Annotated in this window: 18 protein-coding genes and 2 pseudogenes; 10 read left to right on the forward strand and 10 right to left on the reverse strand. The window is 66.3% G+C overall.

Translation table 11 applies throughout. From position 1 onward, the window contains the following. The first annotated feature begins 11 nt into the window (after nt 1-11). Complete coding sequence (locus tag ACSRUE_RS06640; RefSeq protein ID WP_437763188.1) at nt 12-371, forward strand: hypothetical protein; 360 nt, start codon at nt 12-14, stop codon at nt 369-371. 67 nt (nt 372-438) lie between these two features. Here the strand turns inward: ACSRUE_RS06640 and ACSRUE_RS06645 are convergent, their stop codons facing one another. Then, complete coding sequence (locus tag ACSRUE_RS06645) at nt 439-1,875, reverse strand: hypothetical protein (RefSeq protein WP_441290282.1); 1,437 nt, start codon at nt 1,873-1,875, stop codon at nt 439-441. Between the two features lie 382 nt (nt 1,876-2,257). Then, entirely contained in the window at nt 2,258-2,395 is a 138-nt protein-coding gene (locus ACSRUE_RS06650; protein ID WP_441290283.1) for a hypothetical protein, read from the reverse strand. Between the two features lie 78 nt (nt 2,396-2,473). Here ACSRUE_RS06650 and ACSRUE_RS06655 point away from each other — a divergent pair, with 78 nt between their 5' ends. Continuing rightward, the gene (locus tag ACSRUE_RS06655; protein ID WP_441290284.1) at nt 2,474-2,842 is read left to right on the forward strand and encodes a hypothetical protein; all 369 of its coding nucleotides are present in this window, start codon (nt 2,474-2,476) and stop codon (nt 2,840-2,842) included. A gap of 70 nt (nt 2,843-2,912) precedes the next feature. Here the strand turns inward: ACSRUE_RS06655 and ACSRUE_RS06660 are convergent, their stop codons facing one another. Both ACSRUE_RS06660 and ACSRUE_RS06665 read right to left on the reverse strand, forming a co-directional pair. Further along, the gene (locus tag ACSRUE_RS06660; protein ID WP_441290285.1) at nt 2,913-4,049 is read right to left on the reverse strand and encodes a protein-glutamine glutaminase family protein; all 1,137 of its coding nucleotides are present in this window, start codon (nt 4,047-4,049) and stop codon (nt 2,913-2,915) included. Nucleotides 4,050-4,811: 762 nt separating this feature from the next. Further along, complete coding sequence (locus ACSRUE_RS06665) at nt 4,812-5,369, reverse strand: dihydrofolate reductase family protein (protein WP_441290286.1); 558 nt, start codon at nt 5,367-5,369, stop codon at nt 4,812-4,814. A gap of 455 nt (nt 5,370-5,824) precedes the next feature. Between ACSRUE_RS06665 and ACSRUE_RS06670 the strand changes: the two genes are divergently transcribed. The 5 genes and pseudogenes from ACSRUE_RS06670 (at nt 5,825) to ACSRUE_RS06690 (ending at nt 9,881) form a co-directional block, all read left to right on the forward strand. Then, nucleotides 5,825-6,412: a transposase gene (locus tag ACSRUE_RS06670; RefSeq protein WP_441290287.1), complete on the forward strand. Its 588-nt coding sequence runs from the start codon at nt 5,825-5,827 to the stop codon at nt 6,410-6,412. 145 nt (nt 6,413-6,557) lie between these two features. Next, nucleotides 6,558-7,478 (forward strand): hypothetical protein, encoded by a 921-nt coding sequence (locus ACSRUE_RS06675; protein ID WP_441290288.1) that lies wholly within the window; start codon nt 6,558-6,560, stop codon nt 7,476-7,478. Between the two features lie 429 nt (nt 7,479-7,907). After that, a pseudogene (locus ACSRUE_RS06680) lies at nt 7,908-8,012 on the forward strand (helix-turn-helix domain-containing protein); the annotation flags it as partial. 95 nt (nt 8,013-8,107) lie between these two features. After that, on the forward strand, nt 8,108-9,238 hold the full coding sequence (locus tag ACSRUE_RS06685) for a tectonin domain-containing protein (protein ID WP_441290289.1): 1,131 nt from the start codon (nt 8,108-8,110) through the stop codon (nt 9,236-9,238). 400 nt (nt 9,239-9,638) lie between these two features. Further along, complete coding sequence (locus tag ACSRUE_RS06690) at nt 9,639-9,881, forward strand: hypothetical protein (protein ID WP_441290290.1); 243 nt, start codon at nt 9,639-9,641, stop codon at nt 9,879-9,881. Between the two features lie 104 nt (nt 9,882-9,985). On the opposite strand, the gene ACSRUE_RS06695 is transcribed toward ACSRUE_RS06690, so the two are convergent. Together ACSRUE_RS06695 and ACSRUE_RS06700 are read right to left on the reverse strand one after the other, a co-directional pair. Beyond that, nucleotides 9,986-14,221, reverse strand: coding sequence for a hypothetical protein (locus ACSRUE_RS06695; protein ID WP_441290291.1), 4,236 nt, complete (start codon nt 14,219-14,221; stop codon nt 9,986-9,988). Between the two features lie 625 nt (nt 14,222-14,846). Further along, nucleotides 14,847-15,592: pseudogene (locus ACSRUE_RS06700) on the reverse strand (glutathione S-transferase). 529 nt (nt 15,593-16,121) lie between these two features. Between ACSRUE_RS06700 and ACSRUE_RS06705 the strand changes: the two are divergent. Next, a complete protein-coding gene (locus ACSRUE_RS06705) occupies nt 16,122-16,991 on the forward strand; it encodes a fibro-slime domain-containing protein (protein WP_437943514.1) in 870 nt (289 codons plus the stop codon). A 156-nt stretch (nt 16,992-17,147) separates the two neighbouring features. Here the strand turns inward: ACSRUE_RS06705 and gdhA are convergent, their stop codons facing one another. The 4 genes from gdhA to ACSRUE_RS06725 form a co-directional block, all read right to left on the reverse strand. Next, nucleotides 17,148-18,497: an NADP-specific glutamate dehydrogenase gene (gdhA, locus tag ACSRUE_RS06710; protein WP_437328268.1), complete on the reverse strand. Its 1,350-nt coding sequence runs from the start codon at nt 18,495-18,497 to the stop codon at nt 17,148-17,150. Nucleotides 18,498-19,203: 706 nt separating this feature from the next. Then, a complete protein-coding gene (locus ACSRUE_RS06715) occupies nt 19,204-19,749 on the reverse strand; it encodes a hypothetical protein (RefSeq protein ID WP_441290292.1) in 546 nt (181 codons plus the stop codon). A 282-nt stretch (nt 19,750-20,031) separates the two neighbouring features. Continuing rightward, a complete protein-coding gene (locus ACSRUE_RS06720; RefSeq protein WP_441290293.1) occupies nt 20,032-21,348 on the reverse strand; it encodes an RICIN domain-containing protein in 1,317 nt (438 codons plus the stop codon). A 1,034-nt stretch (nt 21,349-22,382) separates the two neighbouring features. Further along, nucleotides 22,383-22,592: a hypothetical protein gene (locus ACSRUE_RS06725; RefSeq protein WP_441290294.1), complete on the reverse strand. Its 210-nt coding sequence runs from the start codon at nt 22,590-22,592 to the stop codon at nt 22,383-22,385. A gap of 4 nt (nt 22,593-22,596) precedes the next feature. Here ACSRUE_RS06725 and ACSRUE_RS06730 point away from each other — a divergent pair, with 4 nt between their 5' ends. Next, nucleotides 22,597-23,796, forward strand: a complete 1,200-nt coding sequence (locus ACSRUE_RS06730) for a hypothetical protein (protein WP_441290295.1) — start codon at nt 22,597-22,599, stop codon at nt 23,794-23,796. An 86-nt stretch (nt 23,797-23,882) separates the two neighbouring features. Continuing rightward, complete coding sequence (locus ACSRUE_RS06735; RefSeq protein WP_441290296.1) at nt 23,883-26,138, forward strand: family 43 glycosylhydrolase; 2,256 nt, start codon at nt 23,883-23,885, stop codon at nt 26,136-26,138. Nucleotides 26,139-26,156: the final 18 nt, after the last annotated feature.

A 26,156-nucleotide genomic window follows, 5' to 3' on the forward strand; every position in this document is an offset into this window, starting at 1 on the left:
AAGGAGGCGCGATGAGCTCGGACCCCGATCGAGACGACCCCAGGGAGGATCTCAAGCAGGGGCTGAGCCTGCTCTGGCGCGCGGCGCGCAAGACGGCCGTGGACCTGCGCAAGGACCTCGACAGCACGAACGTCGGCAAGGCGATCGACGACGCCGGGCGCGAGCTCGTCCGGGCCGCGACGAACGTGGTCGGCCGGATCGGCGCCGAGCTGAGCAAGGGCCCGGCGCAGGCGCCCCCGCGGGACGAGCGCCCCGAGGGCCGCGGGGAGGCCGAGGGGCCCGAGACGCGGCCCGCCGGGCCCACGCCGGAAGACCCGGGGTTCCGCATCGCGGTCGACGACCCGGAGGACAAGGACACGAAGCCACGCTAGCTGCGTGGCTTCGGCCAATGAGGGGCCGAGGGACCAGCGCCGCAGGCGAGCCTGCTACGATGTCTCGTCAGGGGGACATGTGGGCGAGGAACACGTCCAGCTCGCTGGTACCGTCGCTCTGGTACGACAATGGACCTCCGCCAAAATCCACGGAGCTGGCGCTCACCCCGTGCTGCCCAAGGAGGATCGTGTTGTCCGAGCTGTCCACTGCGACGGCGACGGCGGTCTGAAATGAGCCACCGGTATAAAGCACGCTGTCGACATACGTTCCGGTCGTATCCCACTGCGCGACAAAGACGTCACCCCACGATCCAGGGGTCAACGCCCCCCCGCCAAAGTTGACGCTGCTCCAGACGTTTCCGGCGAGCATCACGTCGTCGGAGCTGTTCGTCGCGAGGCCGTGATTCCACGTGTGCGCGTCGATGAAGCCCTTGGTCCAGATGTCCGTTCCGCTGCTGTCGAACTGCGTGACGAAGGTAGAGACGGACCCCCCGCTCGTGAGCGTGGGCGTGTTGCTGCCAAAGTCGACGGTTCCAAAATACTGGCCGGCCACGATGGGGTTCCCAGACGAGTCGACGACGACGTGCAGACCATACGAGTCGCCGTTGCCGAAGGATTTGCTCCAGAGCGCAGTGCCGCTGCTATCGAATTTCGCGACGAAGGCGTCGTTGCCAGTGCCCCCGGTGTTGCTGGTCAGCGTGCCGTTGCCGAAGTCCGCGGTCGTGATGAACGAGCCCGTGACCGCGATGCTGTCGTCGTTGAGATCGACGGCGACGCCCGAGCTGAAGATATGCGAGCTGGCGCCCGACTCCTCGAAGAACCTGGCAAAGACAGGGGTCCCCGAGCTGTCGAACTTCGCCAGGACCGAGCCGCCCCATGACAGGGTATTAGAGTCGCTGCCGATCGTGAGGTTGCCGTCGTATTCACCGACGAGGATGACATTGTCCGAGGAGTCGATCGTGAGCTCATCGCCGACCGCGACAGGCCCGCTGCCGTAGCTGTCGCTCCAGAGGTGGGTGCCAGACGAGTTGTATTTCGCGACGTACAGGCTGCCGCCCGTGCCGCTGCTGTTGGTCACCGTCCCGCCGCCGAAGTCGACGTCGTCCCACATCACTCCCGTGATGACCACGTTGCCCGAGCTGTCCGTGGCGACGCCGCGGACATCCGCAAAATCGAAGCTCTTGCTCCAGAGGTGGCTGCCCGCGCTGCTGAACGCTGCCACATAGCCAGCAGAGTAGCCCGCGCTGAAGAACGTGCTGCCGCCGAAGTCCGCCGAGCCGCCGTACCACCCGACCATGATGGAGTTGCCCGATCCGTCGACCGCGACCCGCTGAGGAATCATCCAGCTGTAAGGCTCGCGGAACGTGAGACTCCAGTCGTGGGTCAGGGCTTGACTGGACGACGCGACAGCCTCCGACGAGCCGTCGTCGCCCGCGCCGGAGGGCGCATGACAACCGGTGATCCCGACAAGCAAAGACAGACCGATAGCCCCGATGGGCAGCATGATCCCATGCATAAGAATGACCTCCTCCTGTTCCGGCGTGCTCGAACGCTGCCGCGATCGTCCGTTCAAACCCGCGGTAGCTGGCCGCACGCCACTTTGTTAACCAGAATAGTACCGTAGATCACTATTTTCCACGAAGTCAAGGTGGACGCATCGCTCCGGATGGAATTTTTGGTCACACCCCTGGCCAGCAGCGGCGTCCAGGTGGGCAGGCGGCACCGAAGCGAAGGAGCCAGCGCCCAGCGCCGGCGGTTTCACGCGCTGTCGTGGATGTTCCCGGCCTTGGAGCGGTGCGCGGATGAAGGGCGATGGCCTCGGCTTCGAGGAGAGCGCGCTCGAGCCCCTCCGACCGCGCCGGAAGCCTAGCTTGTGAGCGCTGACTTCAGTCGCACGTTCCGTCGACGAAGACGAGCACGTCGCGCGTCATCTTGGAGCCGTCCTTGTCGGTGACCTCGACCGAGAACTCCGCGTGTCCGCAGCCGCTCGGCGTGAACGTCGCGGTCTTGCCCGAGATCGCCACGGCTCCGTTCTCCGCGCTGGGCGACGCCTGGGTCGGACCGTCCGTGAAGCCGGCGAAGACATGCTACGATCGTCCTCGATGAGCGCCTCCAGTTCGTTCACTGCCCTCGATTGGGTCGCCGTCGTCGTCGTTGGCCTGCTGTCGCTGGCGCTGCTCACGTTCCCATTCACGATCGCGCCGTCGTTCGCCGGGATATTCGCCGAGTTCGGCGGAGCGCTCCCCGCGGTGACGCGCGTGGCGCTGACCCCGTGGGCCTCTCCGGCGTTGGGCATTTTGGTGGCCTCGCCCGCCGTGGTCGCGCTGGCGCTGCCTGCTGCCAGCACGCCCGCGCTCCGCCGCGCCATGGTGGTGCTCGCCTTCTTCCTTGGGGTGATCGCCCTCGCCGCGGCGATGTACGCGATGTACGCGCCGATCTTCGAGCTCGCCGGGAACATCAAGCCAGAATAGGCTCGAGGGTCACGCCGGTGCTCGGTCATGTACGGAAGAGCTCTTCACTCTCGAGTGTGGCAACGCCGGGTCACTGAATACGAAGGCTCGCCTGACTCGCGAGCTCTCCGTTTGCCACCGTCACCTGATAGTCGCCGGGCGGATACTCCTGGGTGATCAGGATCCTGCGAATGTTGCAGGCGTCGATGGGCGCGAGCTCGTCGATGCCGTTTCCGGTGATGCGCACGGTCGTCCAGCCTTCGACGAAATTGTCCCCGATGACGTAGATGGGATACCAGACGGCGCTGTCGAACTGGTCCGACGCAAAGCGCCGGATGCTTGGCGGGAGGCCCGGATCGGGCGCGGGCTCCGGCTCGGCGCAGGTGCCCCACAGCGGACAGTCGCCGAGGACCCGGTACGGATCGCGCCCGAGGATCTCCTGAACTCGCCATTCGGTCAGGAGCCGCGTGTACATGCTGCCACCGGGGTTCAGGTTGGGCGGCGGCGGCTCCACGGGCACAGCGTCGAAGCACCCCTCCCCCAGGGCGTGGTCGCGGCACAACGCGACGTCGATGTCGCCGGCAACGCTGAATTGAGAGAGCCACTCCGCGATCGGGAGGGGCCGCGACGGATCGATGGCGACGTCCAGGATCATGAGCTGCCCGCCGACCCGGACCACGGGCGCGACGTGGCCGGACCACGTCACGGTTCCGGACGGCTCGTTGGCTGTCTGGAAGACCAGCCGCTTGCGCGGCTTTGCCTTGACCCTGGCGAAGTAGGGCGTCGGATAGTCCCATTGGTGGAAGAAGTAGACCGCCGCCTCGGCCCGCTCCTCGCAGCCGTTGTCGGCCGCGAGCCAGGGGATCCGCCGCAGAAACCCGGGTTGCTCCGGCACGGTGAGCAGCCGGCTGTCGCGGATCGCGGCGAACCCGGAGCTCAGCTGCTCCTCGGTCCACGTGGGAACGCAGTCGGCCGCCAGGCTCCCGGGCGGGCCCTTGAGCTCATCGAACGAGCGCGGACCGTCGGGCAGCTGGCAGACCGCGCTCGCGCCGCCTCCGGGGGATCCTTCGTCACCCGGCGAGCCCGCGCCGGACGGCGGGGAGTCGACGGCGTCCTCCAGCAGCGCTCCCGTGTCGGAGCGCTCGATGTCGGGAGCCCGATCGGAAGAAGCGCCCTCGTCGCCTCCACAGGCCGAGGCGGCCAGGGCCGCCGACGCGACACACAACACCCTCGCAAGAGCAACATAGGACTGTCGCATGAATCTGATCTCCCTGCGTAAGATAGGATGCACCCCGAGAGGAGCCGTCACGCTCGGAGCATGTCGGGGACCGCGGGGTGCGGCGCACCATAGCACCGCTCGTGGTCCCCGCACGGCGGACACCGGCGATTCTCGAAGCTCGGCCGGCTCCTGCGCCGCCGTTCGACGCTTACCGGGAGTTGCAATTCGCAATCACGCCCTCCGCCGTCGCGTCGCCCGCGGTGGTGGGCGGTTACGAGCCGTCGGCTCTCCGTAAGCGCCCAGCCATCGCCATGGGCGCGACGCCTTGCGGCTCTCGTCGGGGTCGACGATGCTGGGCGCGGGGCAGCGTCAGCCCACGGCCCCGGCGAGCACGGGCGGGTACGACAGGGCCGGCGAGGAGCTCGCCCCCGGCACGAAGATTGAGGTCCGCGTCGTTCAGGACGCGTCAGCGCCGCTGGCGGCCGGAGCCGCGAGCGACGCTCGCGCCCACGCATGGCGTACTGCGTTGCGACGTACATCGGTGTACTGGGCACGAGCCGCAAGTGCAGCTCGTGCATCCACTGGTACAGCTCGCCCCCCGCCGCGCGGCTGGTTCGCCATTCGCCGGCGACCCGCCGATCCTGAACGCCGCGCTCGCCGGCCGCGCCATCCGCGGCGCGATCACCCCGAACATCGCCGCGGTGCTGCGCGGCGAGAAGGCTCCCGACGACGCGCTGGCCCGCGCGCTGGGCGCGATGGGGCTCCTCTGCGTCAGCGCGCGCGCCGGTAGTGCATCGCCACCGCGCCGCAGCGGAGCGGCTTGGCCGAGACCAGCTCGAGCCGCCGCGTGGCGGGCAGCCCGCTCTGGTACAGGGTCGGGCCGCGGCCGGCGAGCTTGGGGTGGACGAGGAACTTGTACTCGTCGATGAGATCCAGCCGATCCAGCTCGGTCGCGAGCTTGCCGCTGCCGAGGAGCACGCCGGCCGGGGTCGCGTCCTTGAGCTTCTGCACGCCCATGCGCAGATCGCCGGCGATGTGGTGGCTGTTGGTCCACGGGAAGTCCTTGCGCGTGGACGACACCACGTACTTCGGCTTGGTCTCCAGCTTGAGCGCCCACTCGTGCATCGCCGGAGGCGCCTCCTCGTCGCCGCGGGCGACCGCCGGCCAGTAGCTCTCCATCATCTCGTAGGTGACGCGGCCCCACAGCATCGCGCCGCTCTCGTCCATGAGGCGGGTGAAGAAGGCGTGCGTCTCGTCGTCGACGATCCCCTCCTGGTGGTCGACGCAGCCGTCCAGGGTGACGTTGATGCTGAAGGTCAGCAGTCCCATGCGGCGAGTCTCCCTCGGAACGAGGCATCGGTCAATGTTCCGGTATTGCAATGCGCACCGCGAGGCGCTCGGCTTTGTCATCCCGCAAGACGCTCGAGTCCGTGTCGTCGCAAAGCACAGGCCCAATGGTGGGACCGCGAGCGTCGTGATGGCTCGGTCTTGGGTCGAAAGAGCGTGGTCCGGGCGGCGCCGTGCGCTAAGGGGCGCATCGGCGTGCCGTGGGCACACGTGTCCGTCCGGGCGTTGGCCTGGCCCGGGAGGCGCGTCGCGAGACGCTATGCGGCGCCACCGGGCGCCTTGCGGCGCACAACGGTGCTCTTCCAGTATGGCGGCCCTCGGTTGGGAGAGCGTGGCTTGCGCGCCTCCGGACGACGCGCAGCCCTCTGTGCCAACGTCGGGTGAGACAAGCTACCCCTGGAAATCTGTGATGAGAGGGCGGAGAATGGACCTGACCCGTGCCGAAGCCTTCCCATCTCCGAGCGGTCGATCCTGCCCCCGCCCCAGCGGCGCAGGGCGCTGCTGCTCGCCCGAGTGGCGCCGCCGTCGAGAGCGTGCCGAAGCCGGGCAAGAGGCGGAAGTTCTCCGCGGCGGAGAAGCTGCGCATCGTTCGCGAGGCGGCCACGTGCACCCAGCGCGGGGACATCGAGGCGTTGCTGCGCCGCGAGGGCATCTACAGCTCCCTCCTGGCGGCGTGGCGCAAGCAGCTCGCCCTCCACGGCAGCGAGGCTCTCGCGGAGCGTAAGCCCGGCCGCAAGCCGAAGCAGGACGCGAAGGACCGGCGCATCGCCGAGCTCGAGGAGCGCTCGGCGGCTCGAGGAGAAGCTCGCGTTCGCCGAGAAGCTCATCGACCTCCAAAAGAAAGTCTCTGCCATTCTGGGCGTCAATCTCACGACCGGCGGAGAGCGCTGATGGACGTCATCGAGGAGCTCGATGACCCGCACATCCCCATCGCGCAGGCGTGTGCCGCGCTCGGCGTCAGCCGCGCCACGCTCTACCGGCAGACCCGGCCCGCGTCGCCTCCCGCGCCGCCCCGGCCCGCTTGATGTCGGTGGGATAGAATTGATGGCGTTCCGGACATGTGCAAATTGATCGGTGCGCAGCGAGCTTTGCACATGGAGAACTTGTCATATCGATTGGTCGGTGACTTTTAGGGCACTGTGCAAACAAATAGAAACAATACGATCAGCCATGGAAGAAAAAAGTTTCTGGCAACGCAATCAATCCGACAAGGCACAGAATCAGATAGCGCGCGAAGCGAAGAAGTTTGGCCTTGATAAAAAGGCGCTGAATATCGCATACAACGCGTGTAAAGATCTGGATGCTTTTGATCCGGCGTTGACGGATTATCTGGAGCCGCCGGAAGAAGATCTTGCTTATGCTACAGAGAAAAAAGCGCTGTTGCGTTTGCCGCTCAATGACCACGATCAAACTATTTCCATGTTACGCGACAAGGTTAGACAGATGGATCGTGTCAGCCTTGTTAATTCATTTGTCGCCAGTTTGAGTGCCGGCAGACCCGATTGGCGCTCGCCGCTTTCTTCTTATGCCTATCATTTGCATCACCCCGCGCATGATGCGCAAGAAAAGGCATTGGGCCACACAGGGAATTACGAATGCCAGATTTGCGGCCTTCTGCGAAATCCAAACAATGGACACGCAGGAGTCATCGAATATATACTAATTCGCTTTCGCGGCGGCGGCATTCACCATCCCTCGCCAGGCTATGCACTGGCAGATTTGATCTGGTCTCAGGAAGGCGAGAAAGTCAAACCAAGCGAAGCGGATTGGAAAATTTTATTGAAGATCTTCTCGGTCATCAGGGCATTGCCTGAGACGGCTCAATTGAAAGAATTGAATGAGAGCCTGTCAGGCCTTGTTAAAGGGAATAAGTCTGATCGCCAGGGCATACTTGAAACGCTGGGTTATTGCGGCATTCTAACCGCGCCCAACAGGCCGATTGTTTGCAACACCTGGTTTCGTCCACATGAAGATCTTCCTCCACATTTTTATAAGAAAGAATGGCGTTACCCGACTTGCTGGTGGACAGGTGAAGAAGGATTGAACGAGGAAGCAATTGCGTTCTGGTTTCCGGAATTGAGTCTAATGTGACAACTTTTTTCTCGGAAAGAAGAAATGAAGCTTGCGCGTAGGTAAAAGAAGCCGGATCGCAGCGCGAGGCAGTGTGGCGCAGCAAACCTAAGAGGTCGTCGTCGCGGGCCTCGACGACGCACGTTCCGTCGGCACCATGCGCATACACGAAGCGGGCGTCGATGTACCCGTCGGCCTCACGGTCGAGTCGGATCTCGCGTCGCCGGCCCTGCGGATCGTGGTCGATCAACCGCCGGTCGCGCCGCACGCCCGCGTGGTTGACCTCGATGAAGGTGATCCGCCCGGCGTCATCGCAGCCGCAGGTGTGATCCGTCGGGCAGACCCCGGCGGGGCACGGGCCGCCGCGGAAGCCCGATGCCATGCTCGCGCTGTTCGAGGCCGTCAGGGATCGAACCGGGGGCGAACCCCCTTCCTCCGAGCGGGGCGGCCGTCGCGGCGGAGGCGGCGATGAGCGTCCGTTCGTTGAACAGGCGCTTCAAGGAGCAGACGGGGACAACCCCGCTGCAATGGCTGCTGCGGGCTCGACACCGCGCACCAGGGCAATATGCCGTTCGTGCGGCGCTATGAATGTGCTCCTATGAGCCATCACGGCCCGCCGCGGGAGCGCGGGCTCGATCAAGGAGACGTCCATGAACGCGAAATCATTCGTCCGTAGTGCGCTCGCCGGTGCGTGTCTCATGTCCAGCGCCGTCGCGACGGCGCAGGACCTCCAGTTCTTCGGCACCGGCGGCACCGGGCTCGACATCGGCCACGGCGGCGGCAAGGTCTGGGCGGTCGGCATCACCGGCAAGGTCTACCGTTTCGACACCCCGCCCGGCGCGTGGACCGAGATCGGCGGCATCACCACCGGACTGCGCATCGACGTCGATAGCGGCGGCAACCCGTGGGTCGTGACGAGGGACCAGAAGCTCTTCACCTGGAACGGCGGCTGGTATCAGGTGTACGGCGACATCCGCGATGTCGGGCGCAGCGCCGTCGGCGACCACATGTGGGCGATCGGCGGCGGCGGCGACGGCCGCGGCAACTTCAACATCTACCGGTGGGAAGGGCAGGCGGGCTGGGTGCAGAAGCCCGGCGTGGCCGCGCGCATCGACGTCGATCCCGATGGCGTGCCGTGGGTCGTGAACGCGTACAACGCGATCTACCGCTGGAACGGGGCCGACTGGAACCAGATCCCGGGCGGCGCGACGGACATCGGCATCGGCGCGGAGCGCTCCGTCTGGGTCGTGGGCAACGACGGCACGCTCTTCTGGTGGAACAGCCGGGACTGGGATCGGCGAGGCGGCCGGCTCGCGCAGGTGAGCGTCGACGAGGGCGGCAATCCGTGGGGCGTCGATCCGGCGGGCAGCCTGCTTCGCGGCAAGCGCACGGACGTGATGCTCGTCCACGCGTACGATGGCGCAGAGCTCTACGCGGAGGACTACTTCCAAAACGGATCGCGATGGAGAGCGGTCTTCGTCGATTACGGGAGGGGCCGCCCCGCCGCACGCTGGATCTTCGGCGGCGACGGATCGCTGCGCAACGTCGCCGCGAACAAGTGCATCCACCTGAAGGGGGAGGGGGTGAGCGGCTGGACCTGGCTGCTCGATTGCAATGGCGCGCCCGAGTCCATCGGCTGGTTCTGGAGCGCCTCGGACCGCACGATTCGCAAAAGCTCGCATCCGGCCGGCTGCGTGTACAGGAACGCCTCGAGCAGCTTCGAGTTCGCCCTCACGTGCGAGCGCGAGATGCGCTACGCGATCACCATCGACGTGAGATAGGCGTGAGTCGTTGCGGGCGTGGGGGCCGTCGCCTCTGGCGAGCGCGACGGCGCGATCACAGAAGAGATCCTTCAAGGCCCAGCCTGGTGCGGTCGCGCACGCTTCTTCTACGACGGAGACGCCCTCCGCTGCCGGCTGCTCGGTGCGGCGCGCGAGGTCACGCGGGTGGCGTAGCCGCCGCGCGCTCGGCGCGGGCATTTGTGACGCGGCCGAGCACCCCGGCAGCTTCGGCCGTGGGATGGGCCGACCACCAGGGCCACGAGCGGGACCGCTCACCAGCGCGATGGACAGCAACCAGCCTGCACGATCGAGCAGTAACCATCGTGAGCGTCGACACGAGGCAACGGCGCTCGGGGCACGGCCAGCATTCACGCGTGCGGGTGGTCGATTCGAGGCGTCGTTGGAGCTGCCGCAGGAGCGTTATTACGTGCAAATCACCAATCGGGGGGAGGCCGCGGCATTATTTGATGATCTGGCCATTCGCCTGGTGGAATCGGCGCCTACATCGACGCCGCCCGACGGTGGGTCGCCCTCGAACGCGATGGTTGTCGGCGTGGGCCTCGTGGCGGCAGGTGCATTGGCGTTTGCGGTGCTGAGGTCGCGCTTCGAGAAGCGCGCGGCCGCCGTGAGCTCGCGGCGATGAGGTGTTGGCACAGGCATGTCCAGCGCTTCGACTCGACCGCTGGCGGATGTTCCCGAACCAGGAACGCCTGTTCAGGGGGAGCGTCGGAGGGGGATGGGGCAGCGTCAGGGGAGCGCGAGGCCGCAGAACAGGCCGCCTGCATTGCGGCCGCAGATGTCGGAGCTGCCGTCGCCATTGATGTCGGGGAAGCGGATCGTCGACCAGCGCGATGCGTTCGCGTTCCAGGCGTTCGAGTCGGTGTAGTTCAGGTCCCAGTCGCTTATGCCAGTGAATGCCGTTCCCGAGGACACCGCGCAGAGCACCTGATTCGCTCCCCGGCCGCACACGTCGGCTTTGCCGTCGCCATTGATGTCCGGGAAGCGGATTGTCGCCCAGTAATAGGGCTGCGAGCTCCAGTTACCGGCGTCCGCATAGGCATTGACCCAGATGGATGACGCGCCAAATGCGGTGCCCGTGGAGAGCGCGCAGCGAATCCCAGACTCTTCGCGCCCGCAGACGTCGGCGCTGCCATCGCCGTTGAGGTCGGGGAACTGGATTGTCCCATAATACTCGGGACCGTGGCTCCAGCCGTTGCTGTTGCTGAAGTCGGTCGTCCACCAGCTCGTCGCGGCAAACGCAGCGCCTGTCGATAGGCCACAGATGATTCCGTCACCGCCGCGCCCGCAGACGTCCGCCTTGCCGTCGCCGTTGAGGTCGGGGAAGCGGATGGTCTTCCAGTGTATGTCCGAGGTCCACCCCGCCTCGTCGCTGTAATCGTCTGACCAGAAAGACGACGCGCCAAATTCGGTGCCCGTGGAGAGCGCGCAGCGCATCCCAAGCTCATGGCGCCCACAGATGTCAGCCTTGCCATCGCCGTTGAGGTCGGGGAACTGGATTGTCCCATAATACTCGGGACCGTGGCTCCAGCCGTTGCTGTTGCTGAAATCGGTCGTCCACCAGCTCGTCGCGGCAAACGCAGCGCCTGTCGATAGGCCACAGATGATTCCGTCACCGCCGCGCCCGCAAACGTCCGCCTTGCCGTCGCCGTTGAGGTCGGGGAAGCGGATGGTCTTCCAATGTGCGTCTGGGGTCCAACCCGGGTCGGTGTAATCGTTTGACCAGTGGGAGAGCGCGTCAAATGCGGTGCCCGTGGAAAGCGCGCAGTGCATCCCGTCCACGTCGCGCCCGCAGACGTCGTCGCGATTGTCGCCGTTCACGTCGGCGTATTGAATGGACCCATAACGGGCCTCGCTGGCGCCCCACCCTTCGGCGTCGCTCAGGCTGCTACTCCAGTATTCGGCGTCTTTGAACGACGTGGCGGGGGTGACGAGCGCATACACGAGCTGGAGCGGCGGGACGACCTCGATCGGGTTGCCGCCTGTGACCGTATTCCAGCCGCAATGGCCGCCGCCTGTGAGGTGCACCGTGCGCCCACCTGCACCATACGTGGTATTGCCGCTCGGCATGAAGCCAGCCACGGTAAACTGGTCGGGGGCGACGACGAAGGGGACCCCTGTGAGATCGACGTTTCCGACGCCGGAGCTGCTCCCCTGGGCCAAGCAGTCGACAGCGGACCCATAGGGTACGGAAGTGAGGATTGCATCGCCGTGGTCCAAACTGCCGGTCGATGTGGAGAACGTCAGGTCGTTGGGATCCACCTGGAGCGTCGCCGGATCGATCCGCACCTTCGTGAAGCTCGTCCGCACGTCGGTCCCGGGAGAAGCCCCCCCGGCGGTATATTGCGAATAGTTCGCGTTCGTCGTGTTGACGAGCGAGAGGTAGGTCCTGGGCGTGCCCGCCATGTCATGGCAATATGCCGTCCAGGGCTTTTGAGGATCGCCGCCGACGTAGAGCGTGTAATCGCCGTCGGCGGCCGCCGGATCCGCTGCTCGGCGCTCCGCACAGCTCGAGAGCCACTGGTTCTCGCAGATGCCCGCAATGCAACTTCCATCGGCGCAATCAGCGTCCTGAAAGCACCTCTGACCCTGTGCGCAGCCGATGAAGCAGGCGGCACCGCAATCGATGTCCGACTCGCCAGGCGAGAGCTTCAGGTCCTTGCACGTCTCATCGACGCATCGATAGCCGTTGCTGGCGCCGGTCGCGCACTCCGCGTCAATGTTGCAATACGCGCCCAGCGCGCAGGCGTTGCAGCCGCCGCCGCAATCGGCCCCGCATTCACCGTTGTTCTTCGTGTTGTCCTCGCAGGGATCGGCCACGCAGAATCCAAGGCTGGAGCCGCTTCCCGGCAACGCTTTGCAGAAGCCGCTCTTGCAATCGCTCGGCGTCAAGCACGCCCGCCCAAGGGGGCACTTGTCACAGAGCGCTCCGCCGCAATCCGTGGCGGTCTCGTCCCCGTCGATGATCCCATCCTGGCAATGATCCGTATTCGAGCACTTCCCGGCCGCGCAGAAGCCGACCGCGCAATCGCTGTTCTTCGAGCACCCTTTGCCTTCCGCACAGCCATTGCATTGACCGCCGCCGCAATCGGCGTCGGTTTCGAGGGCGTCCTGCGCCGCGTTGGTGCACGTGGGCGTGCAGTAACCGAGCCCCAGTACGCTCCACTTGTCTTCATACAACGGAAATTCTTTTGTGAAGAGCTCGGGCGGATACCACGTCGCCCCAAGCGGGGTTCCGGATGTGCCAAGGAAGCTCGAGCCCGGGACCTGTCCGCGCGCTCCGACCTTGAGGCCGAGGCCGGCCGAAAGGCCGAGCTTCACTTCCCCTTCGGGCTTCCAGGTCGTCGCGGCGTTTTCGCAGGAAGTCGTATACGATGCTCGCCCGATGATCGACGCCCGGAGTCCCGCGTTCAATCCAATGGTGTCATAAATGAACGCATTGATGCGGGGAATGAGCCCGCACGTGGCGACAAGCGAGCCACCGGCGAGCACTTGAATGTTGAACCTGTTGCCTACTTTGACATCCGGCTTCGAGCTCGTGACGGCTCCCTTCTCATAGCGTGCCGAGTATTTGAACGTCAGCGATTGCTCTGTTTCGAGCACCGCGGTGATGTTCGCCTGCGCTTGGAGGCCGCACTCGAGGTCGAGCTGGAACGTCTCGGTGAAGACCACCGGCACGGGGCCGGCCGCGACCGTTTGTGTCATTGGCTTGGAGATGAAGATCGTCTTCGTCCAAGCCGTGCCCGGCTTGAGATCCGGATGGCCCAGGAAGAATTCTTTGGTGTGCGTTTCGACTTCGGCCCGGGTCGTGGGCGCTTCCTTGAAGAGGTTTTCCAGGTCGACCCCCGACTTGCCTCCGGCCGACTCGAGGGTAGCCTTGAACGCGAGGTCGATCTTCTCCGATGCGCGCAAGTAACTGTCGGCGTTGATCCACAAGGCAAACGGCTTGTCCCCTCCGATGGAGCCCAGCCCCGGAACGGTGAAGCCGACCTGCACTTTCGGGTTGAAGGCCAGCGTGCCGGTGACGATTGCGTTGCCCTTGATGCCTAGCTCCAGCGGCAACTTGCCCGAGGGGTTGAAGGTTTTCTTGTAGTCGAGGTCGAGAAAGTCTTGTGAAACCGACTTGCTGATTTCCTTGTCCAGCGGAACGCTGCCGTCGAAGCTCTTCGCTGTCACGGTTTGCCAAACGGTGTTCGACGCGCTCGCGATGGCCTTCGCCGCTCCGCCAATGGCGCCCCCGACGGCGCTGACGCCCTTCTTCGCGGCTTTGGCGAGCCAACCGAAGGCCGGATCGCCAGGCATTGCCGGAGGCAGCGACATGCCGTCCTCACCGACGTCGCCTGCCTCGAGGGGGAAGCTGTCGGTGAGAACTCCGGGGCTTTCGCTGGAAAAGTCGACATTGGCGTACAGATTCTCGGCGGCCCACTCCAGGTCGAGCTTGGTCAAGTCGACTGCCTGAGCTTTGGCGGGATCGAACGTCATCTGCACGTCGCCCTCGAAGAGCTCTTGAAGGACGGGGATTTCCGTCGTGACGACGATGTTCGCTCCCTGCTCGGCGACGCTCACGACGCGCCGAGCAAAGCCCAAGGGGTTTTTCCCTGCGCCTGCACCCGGCCCCGCGACGACGATGCGCCCGGGCTTCCAGGTGAGAACTTCCGGGTGCGTCGCTCTGGGGAAGACGAGCTCGGTGGCCGTGACGGTTACGTCGTCCGTTTGCGCCTTCGTCGCGGGTTCGACACCCGGCCGTGGGGTCAGGTTGTTGTAATCGGGGTCGAGCGAGGGCTGCCAGTTGGCGGCGATGGCGTCGAGGGCTTCTGTCGTGTCGCCTCCTGAGATGTTCGTTCCCGCCGGCAGCGTTTCGTCGGGCGGGGGGCCGATGGGCGGGGGCGCCGTATCGCTGCAACTGGCAGCGATGATGACACCGAGGCACAAGAGGGGCAGTGCGACCGTGTGTCTGGTTCTCATTGGCTCCTGTTACGAGTGAAGAGGTGAAGGCCCAAGGGGTGGGCACCCGTGGGGGGCCGGCGCACGACAAGTCCCGTGCCTGTCGCAGTCAGGCAGGAGTCGGCGTGATTGCTGCTTTACCGCCCAAGAGCTCCAGGAGAGGCATTCGGGGCTGCTCATCGACGAAAAATTCCGAATGACGCAAGCCCACCCGTAACATCTCCCGCATACGTAACGCAACCCCCACAATGCGCGTGGCGCGCGACATGGGCAAATCTCGCGTGCAGATTCATCGCTGGATGCGGACGTTGTCGATCAATGTCGGCGCGTATCGCGAGTGAGCGCCCGGACAGGTGTGGGGGTGCGCGCTGTACGTAGTGCTGTCCATGTACCGTACAGGTTACAGCTAGGGAATCGGTCCTACGAGCTCAGCCAGCGACGCTCGAGGTGTACCGCCTCGAGGGCGGGCGGTGGGTGCTGCTCGAGACCTACGAGGACCGACCCGCGCGATGAGGGGCGCGAGCTGCTCCACGCCGCCCCAGCGGCTCAGCGTCGAGACGACGCGTGACGCACGCGCGGTGCAGCGTCGCGAGCGCTCCCTGCGCGAGCGCGACCCGCACGAAGCTCGAGATCGCGTCGGGCGGATTCACCGCCTCTTCGACGGCGCCGGATCGAGCTCCGGATAGTGCCGGAAGATGCCGTCTTCGTTGAAGCGTATCCGCCGATCCGAGGCCAGGTAGGCCGCGATCCGCGGGCGCTCGGCCACGCGGTCGTGCAGGGCGACGAGCCCGGGGATCCTGGGCGCGAAGGCGGCCATGGCGTGCGGGAACGCGTAGCGGAGGCCCGCGATCACCTGGAACAACGAGAGATCCACGTAGGACATCGCGCCTCCCAGGACGTGACGGCCGCCGTGGCGCTCGAGGACGCGCTCGAAATAGCCGAGGAACTTGGGCATGCGCTCGGCGAGGAAGGCCTGGCTGCGGCGGAGGGCCTCGGGCTTCTGGTCCTCGTAATAGAGCTCGACAGAGATGGGGTGGTGCGTGTCGTGCACCTCGGCGACCAGATCGGTGATGGTGAGCTGGAGCTGATGGGCGCCGAGCCTGCTCGCCTCGTCGTCCGGCGCGAGGCCGAGGTAGAAGAGGATGTTGGCCACCTGGGCGATCACGAGATCGCCGGAGCGGAGAAACGGCGGCGCGAAGGGCTCGAGCGCGAGCGCGTGGCTCTTCATGAGCTTCTGCATGGCGGCGACGCCGCCGTGCTTCGCCGCGGGCAGGCGGGCGACATCGACATATCGACATAAGGAGCGCCGGCGTCCTCGAGCGCGAGGCGCACGAATTCGCCGCGGCCCTGAATGCCAGGCCAGTAGTACAGCTCGTACGTTGGCGCGTTCATGATGGATAGCTCGCGCCGGCACGGGCCGGGGTCAATGGGCGCGCCGCCGAGCGGTCCGCCGGGCCCCGCGCGGGCACGCGAGCCGGTGCGAGCGCTCAGGGTGTCGGCACGTCCCGCGCGTAGGTAAAAGAAGCCGTATCGCTGCGCGAGGAAGTGTAGTGCAGCAAACCTAGCCGTGGGCACACGTGTCCGTCCGGGCGTTGGTCTGGCCCGGGACGCGCGACGCGAGACGCTCTACGGCGTCACCGAGCGCCTTGTGGTGCACAACGGTGCTTTTCCAGTACGGTGGCCCGCGGCTCGTCCGGCATCTTCCTCTCCGAGGGGTTCGAGCGCACGCCGCTCGAACTTTCTGCTCCTGATGCAGAAGGTCTCCGGGGTTGCGGCCGGGGACGCCGAGCTTTTTTGTCGAAGAATTTTTGACCCGTTCGACCCACCGCTGCCCACCGGGAAGGACGCTGGCGACGTGGGGCCTCCGACGTCGTCCCGTGCGGGTTCGATGGCTTCTGGCGGTCGGGAAAAGGGGCGAGACATGATGGCTTATCGGCGGATGGTGGTGGCGGTGTCGGCGTGCGTGACCCTCGTGGCGGCGACCGCGTGTGCAGGAGGGACCAGCGACGCTGGTGACGCTGCCTCCGACGGCGCCGGGACGGCGAGCGGCTCCGGGACGGCGAGCGGCGGCTCCGGGACGGCGAGCGGCGGCGACTTCGGGCAAGACCCTTCTTTCGGCGAGATCGGGGGTAGCTCGGGCGGCAACCCGAGCTCGGGCGACGACGCCTGCGGCAGCGATCTCATCGCGATCGTCCGCGACTTCAAGGACACGCACCCTGATTTCGAGGCGGGCCGGTTCGGGAGCGACCGGGGCCTCGTGGAGGCTCAGCTCGGCGCGGACGGCAAGCCGGTGTATGCGGGCGACAGCGAGGGCACGCGGACCACGACCGGCAAGGAGGCCTTCGATCAGTGGTTCCGCGACGTGCCCGACGTGAACACCGCCGTCCAGATATCGATCCCGCTCGCCGACAACGGGAATGGCACGTCCACGTACGACAGCTCCGACTTCTTCCCGATCGACGACATGGGGTTTGGCAACGAGGACCGGAGCCACAACTACCACTTCACGCTCGAGCTCCGCACCAAGTTTGAATACGAGGGCGGCGAGGTGTTCACCTTCTCGGGCGACGACGACCTCTTCACCTTCATCAACGGCCACCTCGCGATCGATCTGGGCGGTGTTCACAGGCCGGAGAGCGCGACCATCGACCTCGACGCGCGCGCAGAGGAGTTCGGCATCACGCCGGGCAACAGCTACACGCTCGACTTCTTCTTCGCCGAGCGCCACACGACCGAGTCGAACTTCCGCATCGACACGTCGATCGGTTGCTTCACCCCGGTCGTCAACTGAGCTCGGTCAGCCTGGGCGCCCAGAGGAACTGCCGTACATTCCAGCCGGCCTCCGGCGCCCATGGCGGACGCAGGTCCGTCCCGCCGCTCGCCCGCCCGCGCGCCGAGGAGCGCTCGGCCGCCTCGTGCGCGGTCTTCTTTCCCTCGCGGCCCGCCGTCAGATCACGCCGAGCGCGATCATGGCGCGCGCGACCCGCAGGAACCCCGCGACGTTCGCGCCCACCACATAGTTGCCCGACACGCCGAGCTCCTCCGCCGTGTCGTAGCACGTGCGATGGATGTTCGTCATGATCTCGGCGAGCCGCTTTTCGGTGTGCTCGAACGACCACGAGTCGCGGCTCGCGTTCTGCTGCATCTCGAGCGCCGAGGTCGCCACGCCGCCGGCGTTCGCCGCCTTGCCGGGGCCGAACGCCACCCCGGACTCGAGGAAGACGCGCACGCCGTCGGGCGTGGTGGGCATGTTCGCGCCCTCGGCGACGGCGCGGCATCCGTTTTTCACCAGCGTCGCCGCGTCGCGCGCGTTCAGCTCGTTCTGCGTCGCGCAGGGGAGGGCGATCTGGCACGGCACCTCCCAGACATTGCCGCCCGGCACGAAGCGCGAGCGCCGGCCGCGCCGCGTCGCGTACTCGCTGATGCGAGCGCGTTCGACCTCCTTCACCTGCTTGAGCAGCGCGAGATCGATGCCGTCGGGGTCGTGCACGTAGCCGCTCGAGTCCGAGCACGCAACGACGTGGGCCCCGAGCTGCTCCAGCTTCTGGCTCGCGTAGAGCGCGACGTTGCCCGAGCCCGACACCACGCACGTCTTGTCCGTGAGCTTCTCGCCGCGCACCCGCAGCATGTCGGCGACGAAGTAGACGGCGCCATAGCCGGTCGCCTCCTTGCGCACCAGCGAGCCGCCCCACGCGAGGCCCTTGCCGGTGAGCACGCCCGACTCGTAGCGGTTCGTGAGGCGCTTGTACTGCCCGAACATGTACCCGAGCTCGCGCTCGCCCACGCCGATGTCGCCCGCCGGCACGTCGGTGTGCTCGCCGAGGTGGCGGTGGAGCTCGGTCATGAAGCTCTGGCAGAAGCGCATGATCTCGCCTTCGGACTTCCCCTTGGGGTCGAAGTCCGCGCCGCCCTTGCCGCCGCCGATCGGCATCCCGGTGAGCGCGTTCTTGAAGACCTGCTCGAAGCCGAGGAACTTGATGGTCCCGAGGTAGACCGTCGGGTGGAAGCGGAGGCCGCCCTTGTAGGGACCGAGCGCGCTGTTCACCTGCACACGGAAGCCGCGGTTCAGCTGCACCTCGCCGCGGTCGTCGACCCACGGCACGCGGAAGATCACCTGGCGCTCGGGCTCACAGATGCGCTCGATGATCTTGTGCCGCGTCAGCTCGGGATGCTTGGAGAGCACCGGGCCGAGGGACTCGAGGACCTCACGGACCGCCTGGTGGAACTCCGATTCGCCGGGGTTGCGGCGAACGATCTGCTCGAAGAGTGACTCAACTTTCTCGTCCAAATGCACCATGTCGAGGGGGGTATACACCGGCGCGGCGCGCGGTCCAGTCGTCGTCGCCATCGCCCCCGGTCGTTCGGAGTATGCAGCCCGCCCACCTGGGCAGTATCGGTGTTAAATTGTTAATGCAGTGTAATTTCAGGAGGGAGGCGGACAGCAACGGGACCTTCTGTCACCTGACGCGGGCGTGGCGGGTTCGCCCTTGACATCGCATGGCGTCGAGCATTGTTAAGAGCACTAGTGACCGAGCTTACGGCGCTCAGGCGAGATGAGGAAGGGGGCGGCGGCGGCCCAAGCCGCGGCGGCCTTCGAGCTCTGCTTCGGCGAAACCGCCCCGCACGGCCTCATCGCAAGATGCGCTAACGAGGCTGCGCTGCGAGGCGGAGGCTCCGCTGCCCGCTGCGCGAAGCCCTGAAGGCGACTCTTCCTGCTCGTCCCGTCGGTGACGTCCAGCAGGAGGTGGGCGGCAGCGCCAGACGGTATGTCCGTGATCGGGACGGTGAGCGTCGGCTCGCCAGACCAGGGTCACGTCGCCTGCGGCCGGTGCCGAGAGCAGCGATCGCCGGTGCGGATGGGACAAGCAAACGTGTTCCGCAAAGAAGATTCTCGGAGCCGTTCCTGACTCGTGCAGTCCGACGGTACGAGCTCATTGACAGAACGGGCCTTGCGCGATCCACGTCGCTTCGCGGTCTCTCGCCATCATGGCGGCGCCCCGACGTCATTCGGTATCCCAGTCGCAGCGCAAGAAATGTCGCTGCTGCCGGAAGATCAATACCGCGTGCCTGCCACGAATGCCGAGATGAAACGGCCGCCTGTCAGCCTCCGCGCGCTTGCGAAGTGCAAGCACTTGCTGTCCGGCCATGCGCCAGAAGGTCGGCTCCAGATAGGCTGGGGCTGGTTCGTCCTGCGCCGAGTAGGCGATCGCGACGAGCTCGCCCTCGCCGCTGTAGTTGACGATCAGTGTGACGCGCGTAGTCGAACAATGAACGCTGTACGTTGCCTGAGCGAGACGCGGCCAAGCCAGCACTCCGAAAGCGACGAGGAGCGCGCTGAGCAGCTGATTCACGGGTCGCGCGCCAGCAAGCTCCGTGCCGCAGCTCGATGACGCAATTCGCGCGCGCGGACGCCTCGCCGCGTGCGTGAGCAGCCACCGCCCGTGGCAAAGCAACCACGCATCCGCCACCTCGTCCCCGGGGGCGACGGCGCGGCTCAGGGTGCTGGCCAGCGAGGCGACCACGGCCGCCCGAGGCGACGGATCGGTCACGGCGAGCGCCTTAGGCCCTGGGCTTGACAATTGGACCCGGGTTGGGCCCACGCCTTTCGAGGGGCTGTGATCCGTCGTCACGCCCTCCCCAAATCCCCGGGGATGCGACGGTTCGTGACGGTTCGCCACCGCGGAACAGTCCCGCCAGAAACACCGGTCGATGACGAGCGGTCGCTGGAAACAGCGGTGATTTCCATGGTTTCCGCCTGTCTCCCCGCCGGGGGCAGCCCGGGCGTGGCCCAATGAGGCGTCTCATAGCCGCCGCGTCGGCGGGGCGCGAGGTCAGAATTGGGTGAAGAAGTTCCAGATGGCCGAGCTCGCGAAGCTCGGCGTCTGGTGGTCACCGGCAAACTCGCAGCGATGCACCGGGTATCCATCCCGGCACCCTTGATAGGCGACGCACGAGCTGGGGCCTACGGGGCTCGTCTCGGTGCTGCAGCCGTTCTTGCGCACGAAGACGTCGAGCGCCGCCCTTCCGGCCGAGACGGGGACGACGCTGTCGGACAGGCCGTGCGACATCCAGACGGCGACGGGCTGGGTGTTGGACTGGTTGCAGCCGCTGTAGAGGGCGCCGGACATCGGCGCGATGGCTCGGAAGACGTCGGGCATATCGCAGCCGATCGCGTTCGACATCATCCCCCCGAAGCTCCACCCGGTCGAGAAGACGCGGCTCGTGTCGACGCACAGGTCGGCTTTCAGGGAGTCGACCATGGCGCGGGCGAAGGCGATGTCGCGCCCGCCCGTGTTGGCCCAGCCGTTGTCGATGCCGTTCGGTGAGACGAAGATGGCGCTGCCGTTCGCCAGCGCCTTGAGCCCATAGTACCCGTTGTTCACGACGTCGTTGGCCGATCCGCCGCGCCAGTGCCAGCCGAACACCAGCCGATAGGCCCTGTTCGGGTCGTAGTTCGCCGGAATGTCGAGCACGTACTGGCGCGTGGTGCCGTTGACGTTGATGGTACGGTTACCGCTGGTGAGGGAGGTGGGACTGCCACAGCCGGTGCTGCGCGTGTCTCCGGAGCCGCCGGAGCCGCCGGTGCCGCCGGTGCCGCCGGTGCTGCCGGTTCCCGAGCCCACGGGCGTGAGTCGGAATTGCTGATTGGTGCCGCCGTTCGACGCCCATTGAATCACGGCGGTGCCGTCCCCGGTGCCGCGGCCGTAGACGTCCAGGGACTTGCCGCTGTGGCGCGCGGTGAGGCGCACAACGCCGCTGGCGACGTCCGTGAACGACCACTGCTGGTTTCTCCCGGTCCAGCAGGAGTATTGCTGGATGGCGGCGCCGTCGCTGGTGGAGGCGCCCGCGACGTCCATGCAACGGTTGCTGTTGACGTTGCGGATGCGATAGTAACCGCCGCCTGCCGATTCCATGCGGAACTGTTGCCGCGTCGAGCCGTTGCAGCTGGCGATCTGCATGGCCGCTGCATCAGCGGTGCTGCCTCCAGCCACCTGCACGCATTTTCCACTCTGGACGCCGACGATCGTGTAGACCGCGCTCGTATCGATCGTGATGGCGCCCTCGAGCGAGCCTGCCTCCTCGATCTCGGCGTCGTACGCCCCGTCGGGGCCGATGACGCACGACACGGCGAAGATGCCCGTCGCCACCGCAAGCAAGCTCTGCTTGGTTCCGAATCTCATCTTGTCCTCCTCGTCCTGTTAAGTAAGTGAAGCTGGAATCTTCTCACGGCGCAGCGCTGCCCTCGCTCAGGTCGAGGTCGCTCGCCGCGCGCTCAAGGCTCCCGCGCTGGCCATTGCCGCTGCGGACGAATATCGAGATGCGCGCAGAGTGGATAAGTTCGCTCTGCGTGCGCCATTTGACACGATAAGCGTGTCTATCTCCTGGATGCGCATGACGCGCCTATCCGGAGCGAAGCAAAAGCGTAACGACCGGCCGTGAGTGTGAGCGCTCACATGATCGATGTCAACTTGGATCGACCAGCCCGCCGCTCGGCTAGCGAGGTACTCGCTGCTGTGAGCATTCAGAATTTCACCCGGCGAGCGCGCTCGCGTGCTGAACCGTGGCACGCCATCCAGCTCGCCCCTGCTCCCGCGCTCGGCGTGGGCCCGGGCCACTCGGCACGACGCCCCGCGAGACACAGGATGAGCACCATGACGAAGGCCCGCAGCGGGCGCCGAGCCCGGCCGACAGCCACGTCAAGACAGCTCGCACGTGGCGCGAGCGTATGGCCTCGCGGGCGGCAGGACGGGGTCACGGCGGAGTCGCCGCGCTTCTTCTGGGAAGGGACGGCCGCGGGCTCGTCGCCGGGCCATTTCGGTTGACGCCGCCGTTGTGAACGCTCACAGTTGCTCTCGAACGACCCTTTCGCTTTGTGCAGGACAGGCCGTCGTGCGCGCAGGGCGCTCGTCCTCGGGATCGCGCCCGGCACGGCTCCGCTCCTGTGGACCAGGATGTGAACGCCTTGCCCGGTTGAGCACCGGAGCACCTCACGCTGGCGCCCATCGGCGCAGCAACTACGCACGAAACCGAGGACCGAGATGGCACGTGTGGGAAGCAGCCCGAGAGCACGATTCCTGGTGGCGCTCTTGTGGACTTCGGGGTGCAGCGACCCGGTGACGACAGCCGGCGGAGACGCAGGACCCGGTGACGAGCCCCTTGCGTGCTCCGCGGGCACCTGGGATCACGATGGCGATAGCGCGACGAGCTGCGTCGCATGGACAGGCTGCACCGCAGGCACCTTCGCGAGCGCCGAGGGCTCGCCTACGGCGGACCGGCGGTGCACGGCGTGCCCCGAGGACACCTTCAGCGACACGGTGAACGCGCCGAGCTGCAGGATGCACACGCCCTGCGCGCCCGGGACGAGGCAGACCGCGCCGCGGACGAGCTCCACGCCCGTGCAGTGTGACCCCTGCTCGCCGGGCACGTACTGCGCAGGCGGGACCGCCGCGCCTGTCGATTGCGCGGACGGCGCCTGGGACGACGACGCCGATCCCGCGACGACATGCGTCCCGTGGACCGACTGCGTGCCAGGGGAGCGCATCGACACGGCGGGGAGCAGCACCACGGACCGCAGCTGCCTCAAGTGCACGAACGGCGAGCACACGGCCTCGATGAATGCAAGCAGCTGCTCCCCGGGTGCCTGGGTGCTGAGCTACTTCGGGCCGCATCAGGACGTTCCGAGCGATTCGCTGCATCTCGCCTACAGCACCGACGGGCTCCACTGGTCGGCCCTCGCCGATGGCCAGCCTGCGTACCAGCTCACCGGGATGGGAACGAATCACATCCGAGATCCGTTCCTGTTCCGCAAGAACGATGGGACGTACGTCTATATCGCCACGGACTGGACGCTCTCGGTAAACGACGCGAACTACTGGAACCATCCGAGCTCCAAGATCTTCGTGGCGGACTCGACCGATCTCATCACCTTCACGAACCCCCGGTTGATCACGCTCACGAACCTTCCGGGCCCCGGGGCCACCCCGATGCACGCCTGGGCCCCGGAGGTCTACTACGACCCCGATCGCAAGCTCTATGCGATCATCTGGTCCGGAAACGACACCACGGGCGCGAACCGCATCTACGTCAGCTACACCGAGGACTTCGCCACCATCCTCAACCCGACACCCGACGTGCTCTTCGATCCGGGATACAGCGTCATCGACGCGACGATCACGCAATGGAATGACCGCAACTACCTCTTCTTCAAGGACGAGACGGACAGCAGCGGGGGCGCGCTCACCGGATCGGGCAAGGACATCCAGATCGCGCGCTCCTCGACGCTCGCGCTCGATCCGGCGACGTTCACGCGATGGAGCCCGGACTACATCACGCGCGGGTCGACCCAGAGCAGGAGGCGAGCGACGGAGGGCCCCTTTGTCATCAAGGATCCGCGGCAGAGTCGATGGTACCTGTTCGCCGACTACTACCTGAACGGCGGCGTGTTCGGGTGCTGGAGCACGACGGATCTCGACGCGGATCCGGGTTCCTGGACGGAGCTCCCGAGCGCGCAGTACAGCTTTCCGTCCGGCGTGCGCCACGCGAACGCGGTCCGGGTCACGCAGGCGGAGCTCGACGCGATCATCGCCCACTACTGAACATCCTACCGGATCCGCGGCACCTTCTCATGCGCGCACCGAAATCTCCCCACCCAGCGTGCACATCCCTCTCTGCGCCACGCGTCGTGCTCACGGCGGCAGCTTGCTCCTTCGCCGCATGGCTCGTGGTGGCCGGGTGCTCGGATGGGCCCTCGATCGATGCGCCGGGCGCGCCGACCAATGCATTGCGGATCACGACGGCGGGCACAGCGCTCAGCACCTCGGAGTCCGGCGGGCGGGTGACCGTGAGCGTGGCGCTCGACGCCGCGCCGAGCGAGCCTGTCATCGTGCCGGTCTCGAGCTCGGATGCGACCGAAGGCTCCGTCTCACCGGCGACCATCTCCTTCACGGCGGAGGACTGGAGCACCCCTCGAGAGATCACGGTCACGGGCGTGGACGATGCGGAGAGCGACGGGGATCGGATCTTCCGCGTCCGCTTCGGGCCCTCGGTCTCCGCAGACCCGGCATGCGACGGCCTCGTCGCGGAGTCCGCTGACATCACGAACACGGACGACGACGGTCCAAGGACGGCGGCGATCGTCGTCAGCGGCCCGTCGGGGATCCTCGCCGAGCGCGGCGCGCCCGTGACGTTCACCGTGCTCCTCGCATCGCAGCCGAGCGCGCCCGTGACGATCGCCCTCCGCGTCAGCGACACGACCGAGTCGACGCTGAGCCATGCGGGCGTGACGTTCACGGAGGCGAACTGGAACGCGGCGCAGACCGTGACCTTGAGCAGCGTCGATGACTGGGTGGCCGACGGAGCTCAGCCCGTACGCGTCGTCTTCGACGCACCGGTCAGCGAGGACCCCGCGTATGCGGCCCTCGCCGCCCCCGCTGCTCTCGAGCTCTCCAACCTCGACGACGACGTCGGAGGGGGGTACCAGCTTCGCACGACGCACACGGAGAGCGACGCCCCGCTCTACGTCGCGCACTCGTATTATCATGCGATGATCACCCACCTGGACGACAGGGCGAACAACCAGGTTCCTGCCGACTTCCAGTGGAGAGTGGTGCCCGGCCTCGCGAACCCGGAGGATCCGACGCTGGTGTCGTTCGAGTCCGTGGGTTTCGGCGGTCGCTACCTGCACGTCGACAGCGCGAATTCGACCCGGTACCCGCTGCAGGATGAGACGTCCAACCGGGCTGACGGGCTCTGGCAGACCCCACCCGAAGAGAGGAGTCACCTCCTGTGGATCGACGCGTTCACGGATACCACCACGTTCCGGAGGGACGCCACGTTCCGGATCGTGCCCGCGCTGAACGGGGATCCGACGATGGTCTCGCTGCAGTGGTACTCGGATGCAACGCGTCATCTCCGGCGCCTGAACTACCAGATCTATGCGCACGCGCTCGACGGCACGGCGGTCAAGAACGCGGAGGCGTCGTTCGCGCTCGAACCGCTCGGCTATTTGATCTCGCAGCGCGCTGATCCCCACATCAAGCGGCACACGGACGGTTACTACTACTTCACCGCGAGCGTGCCGACGTACGATCGCATCGAGATCAGGCGCGCGACAACGATACGAGGCCTGGCCAGCGCGACCCCGAAGGTCGTCTGGACGAAGCACGCGACCGGCCCGATGGCGGCGCACATCTGGGCGCCGGAGCTGCATTTCATCGACGGCAAGTGGTACATCTACTTCGCCGCCGGAAGCTCGACCGACATCTGGGCCATTCGCATGTATGCGCTCGAGAGCTCATCGGCCAACCCGATGGATGGCAGCTGGCTCGAGCGAGGGCAGATCGTGACGGACTCGGACACCTTCGCGCTCGACGCGACGACGTTCGAGCACGACGGCAAGCGCTATCTCGTGTGGGCGCAGGAGGACCCCGGCGTCGCGGGCGACAACAGCAGCCTGTTCATCGCGGCCATGGTGAACCCGTGGACGCTGGTCAGCCCCAACGTGCGGATCGCCAGACCCGAGCACGCCTGGGAGACGGCGGGGTTCGCGGTCAACGAAGGTGCTGCCGTGCTCGAGCGGAACGGGCGGGTCTTCATCAGCTACTCGGCGAGCGCGACGGACGCCCGCTACTGCCTCGGCCTGCTCACGGCGAGCGCGACGGACGACCTGCTGAGCGCCAGCTCGTGGAAAAAGAGCGAGAATCCAGTGTTCGCCAGCGCGAACGGGCTCTATGGCCCGGGCCACAACTCGTTCACGACGTCGGCGGATGGATCGATCGACCTGCTCGTGTACCACGCGCGGAACTACGAGAAGATCACGGGGGACCCGCTCTACGACCCGAACCGTCACACGCGCGTCCAGCGGCTCGAATGGAACGCAGACGGAACGCCGAACTTCGGCGTACCGCTCCTGAACGGCGCGAATACGATGGGCGATTGACTGCCTCGTGGAGGAATC

It is taken from the genome of Sorangium sp. KYC3313, assembly GCF_052075895.1.
Taxonomy (GTDB): Bacteria; Myxococcota_A; Polyangia; order Polyangiales; family Polyangiaceae; genus Sorangium; species Sorangium cellulosum_B.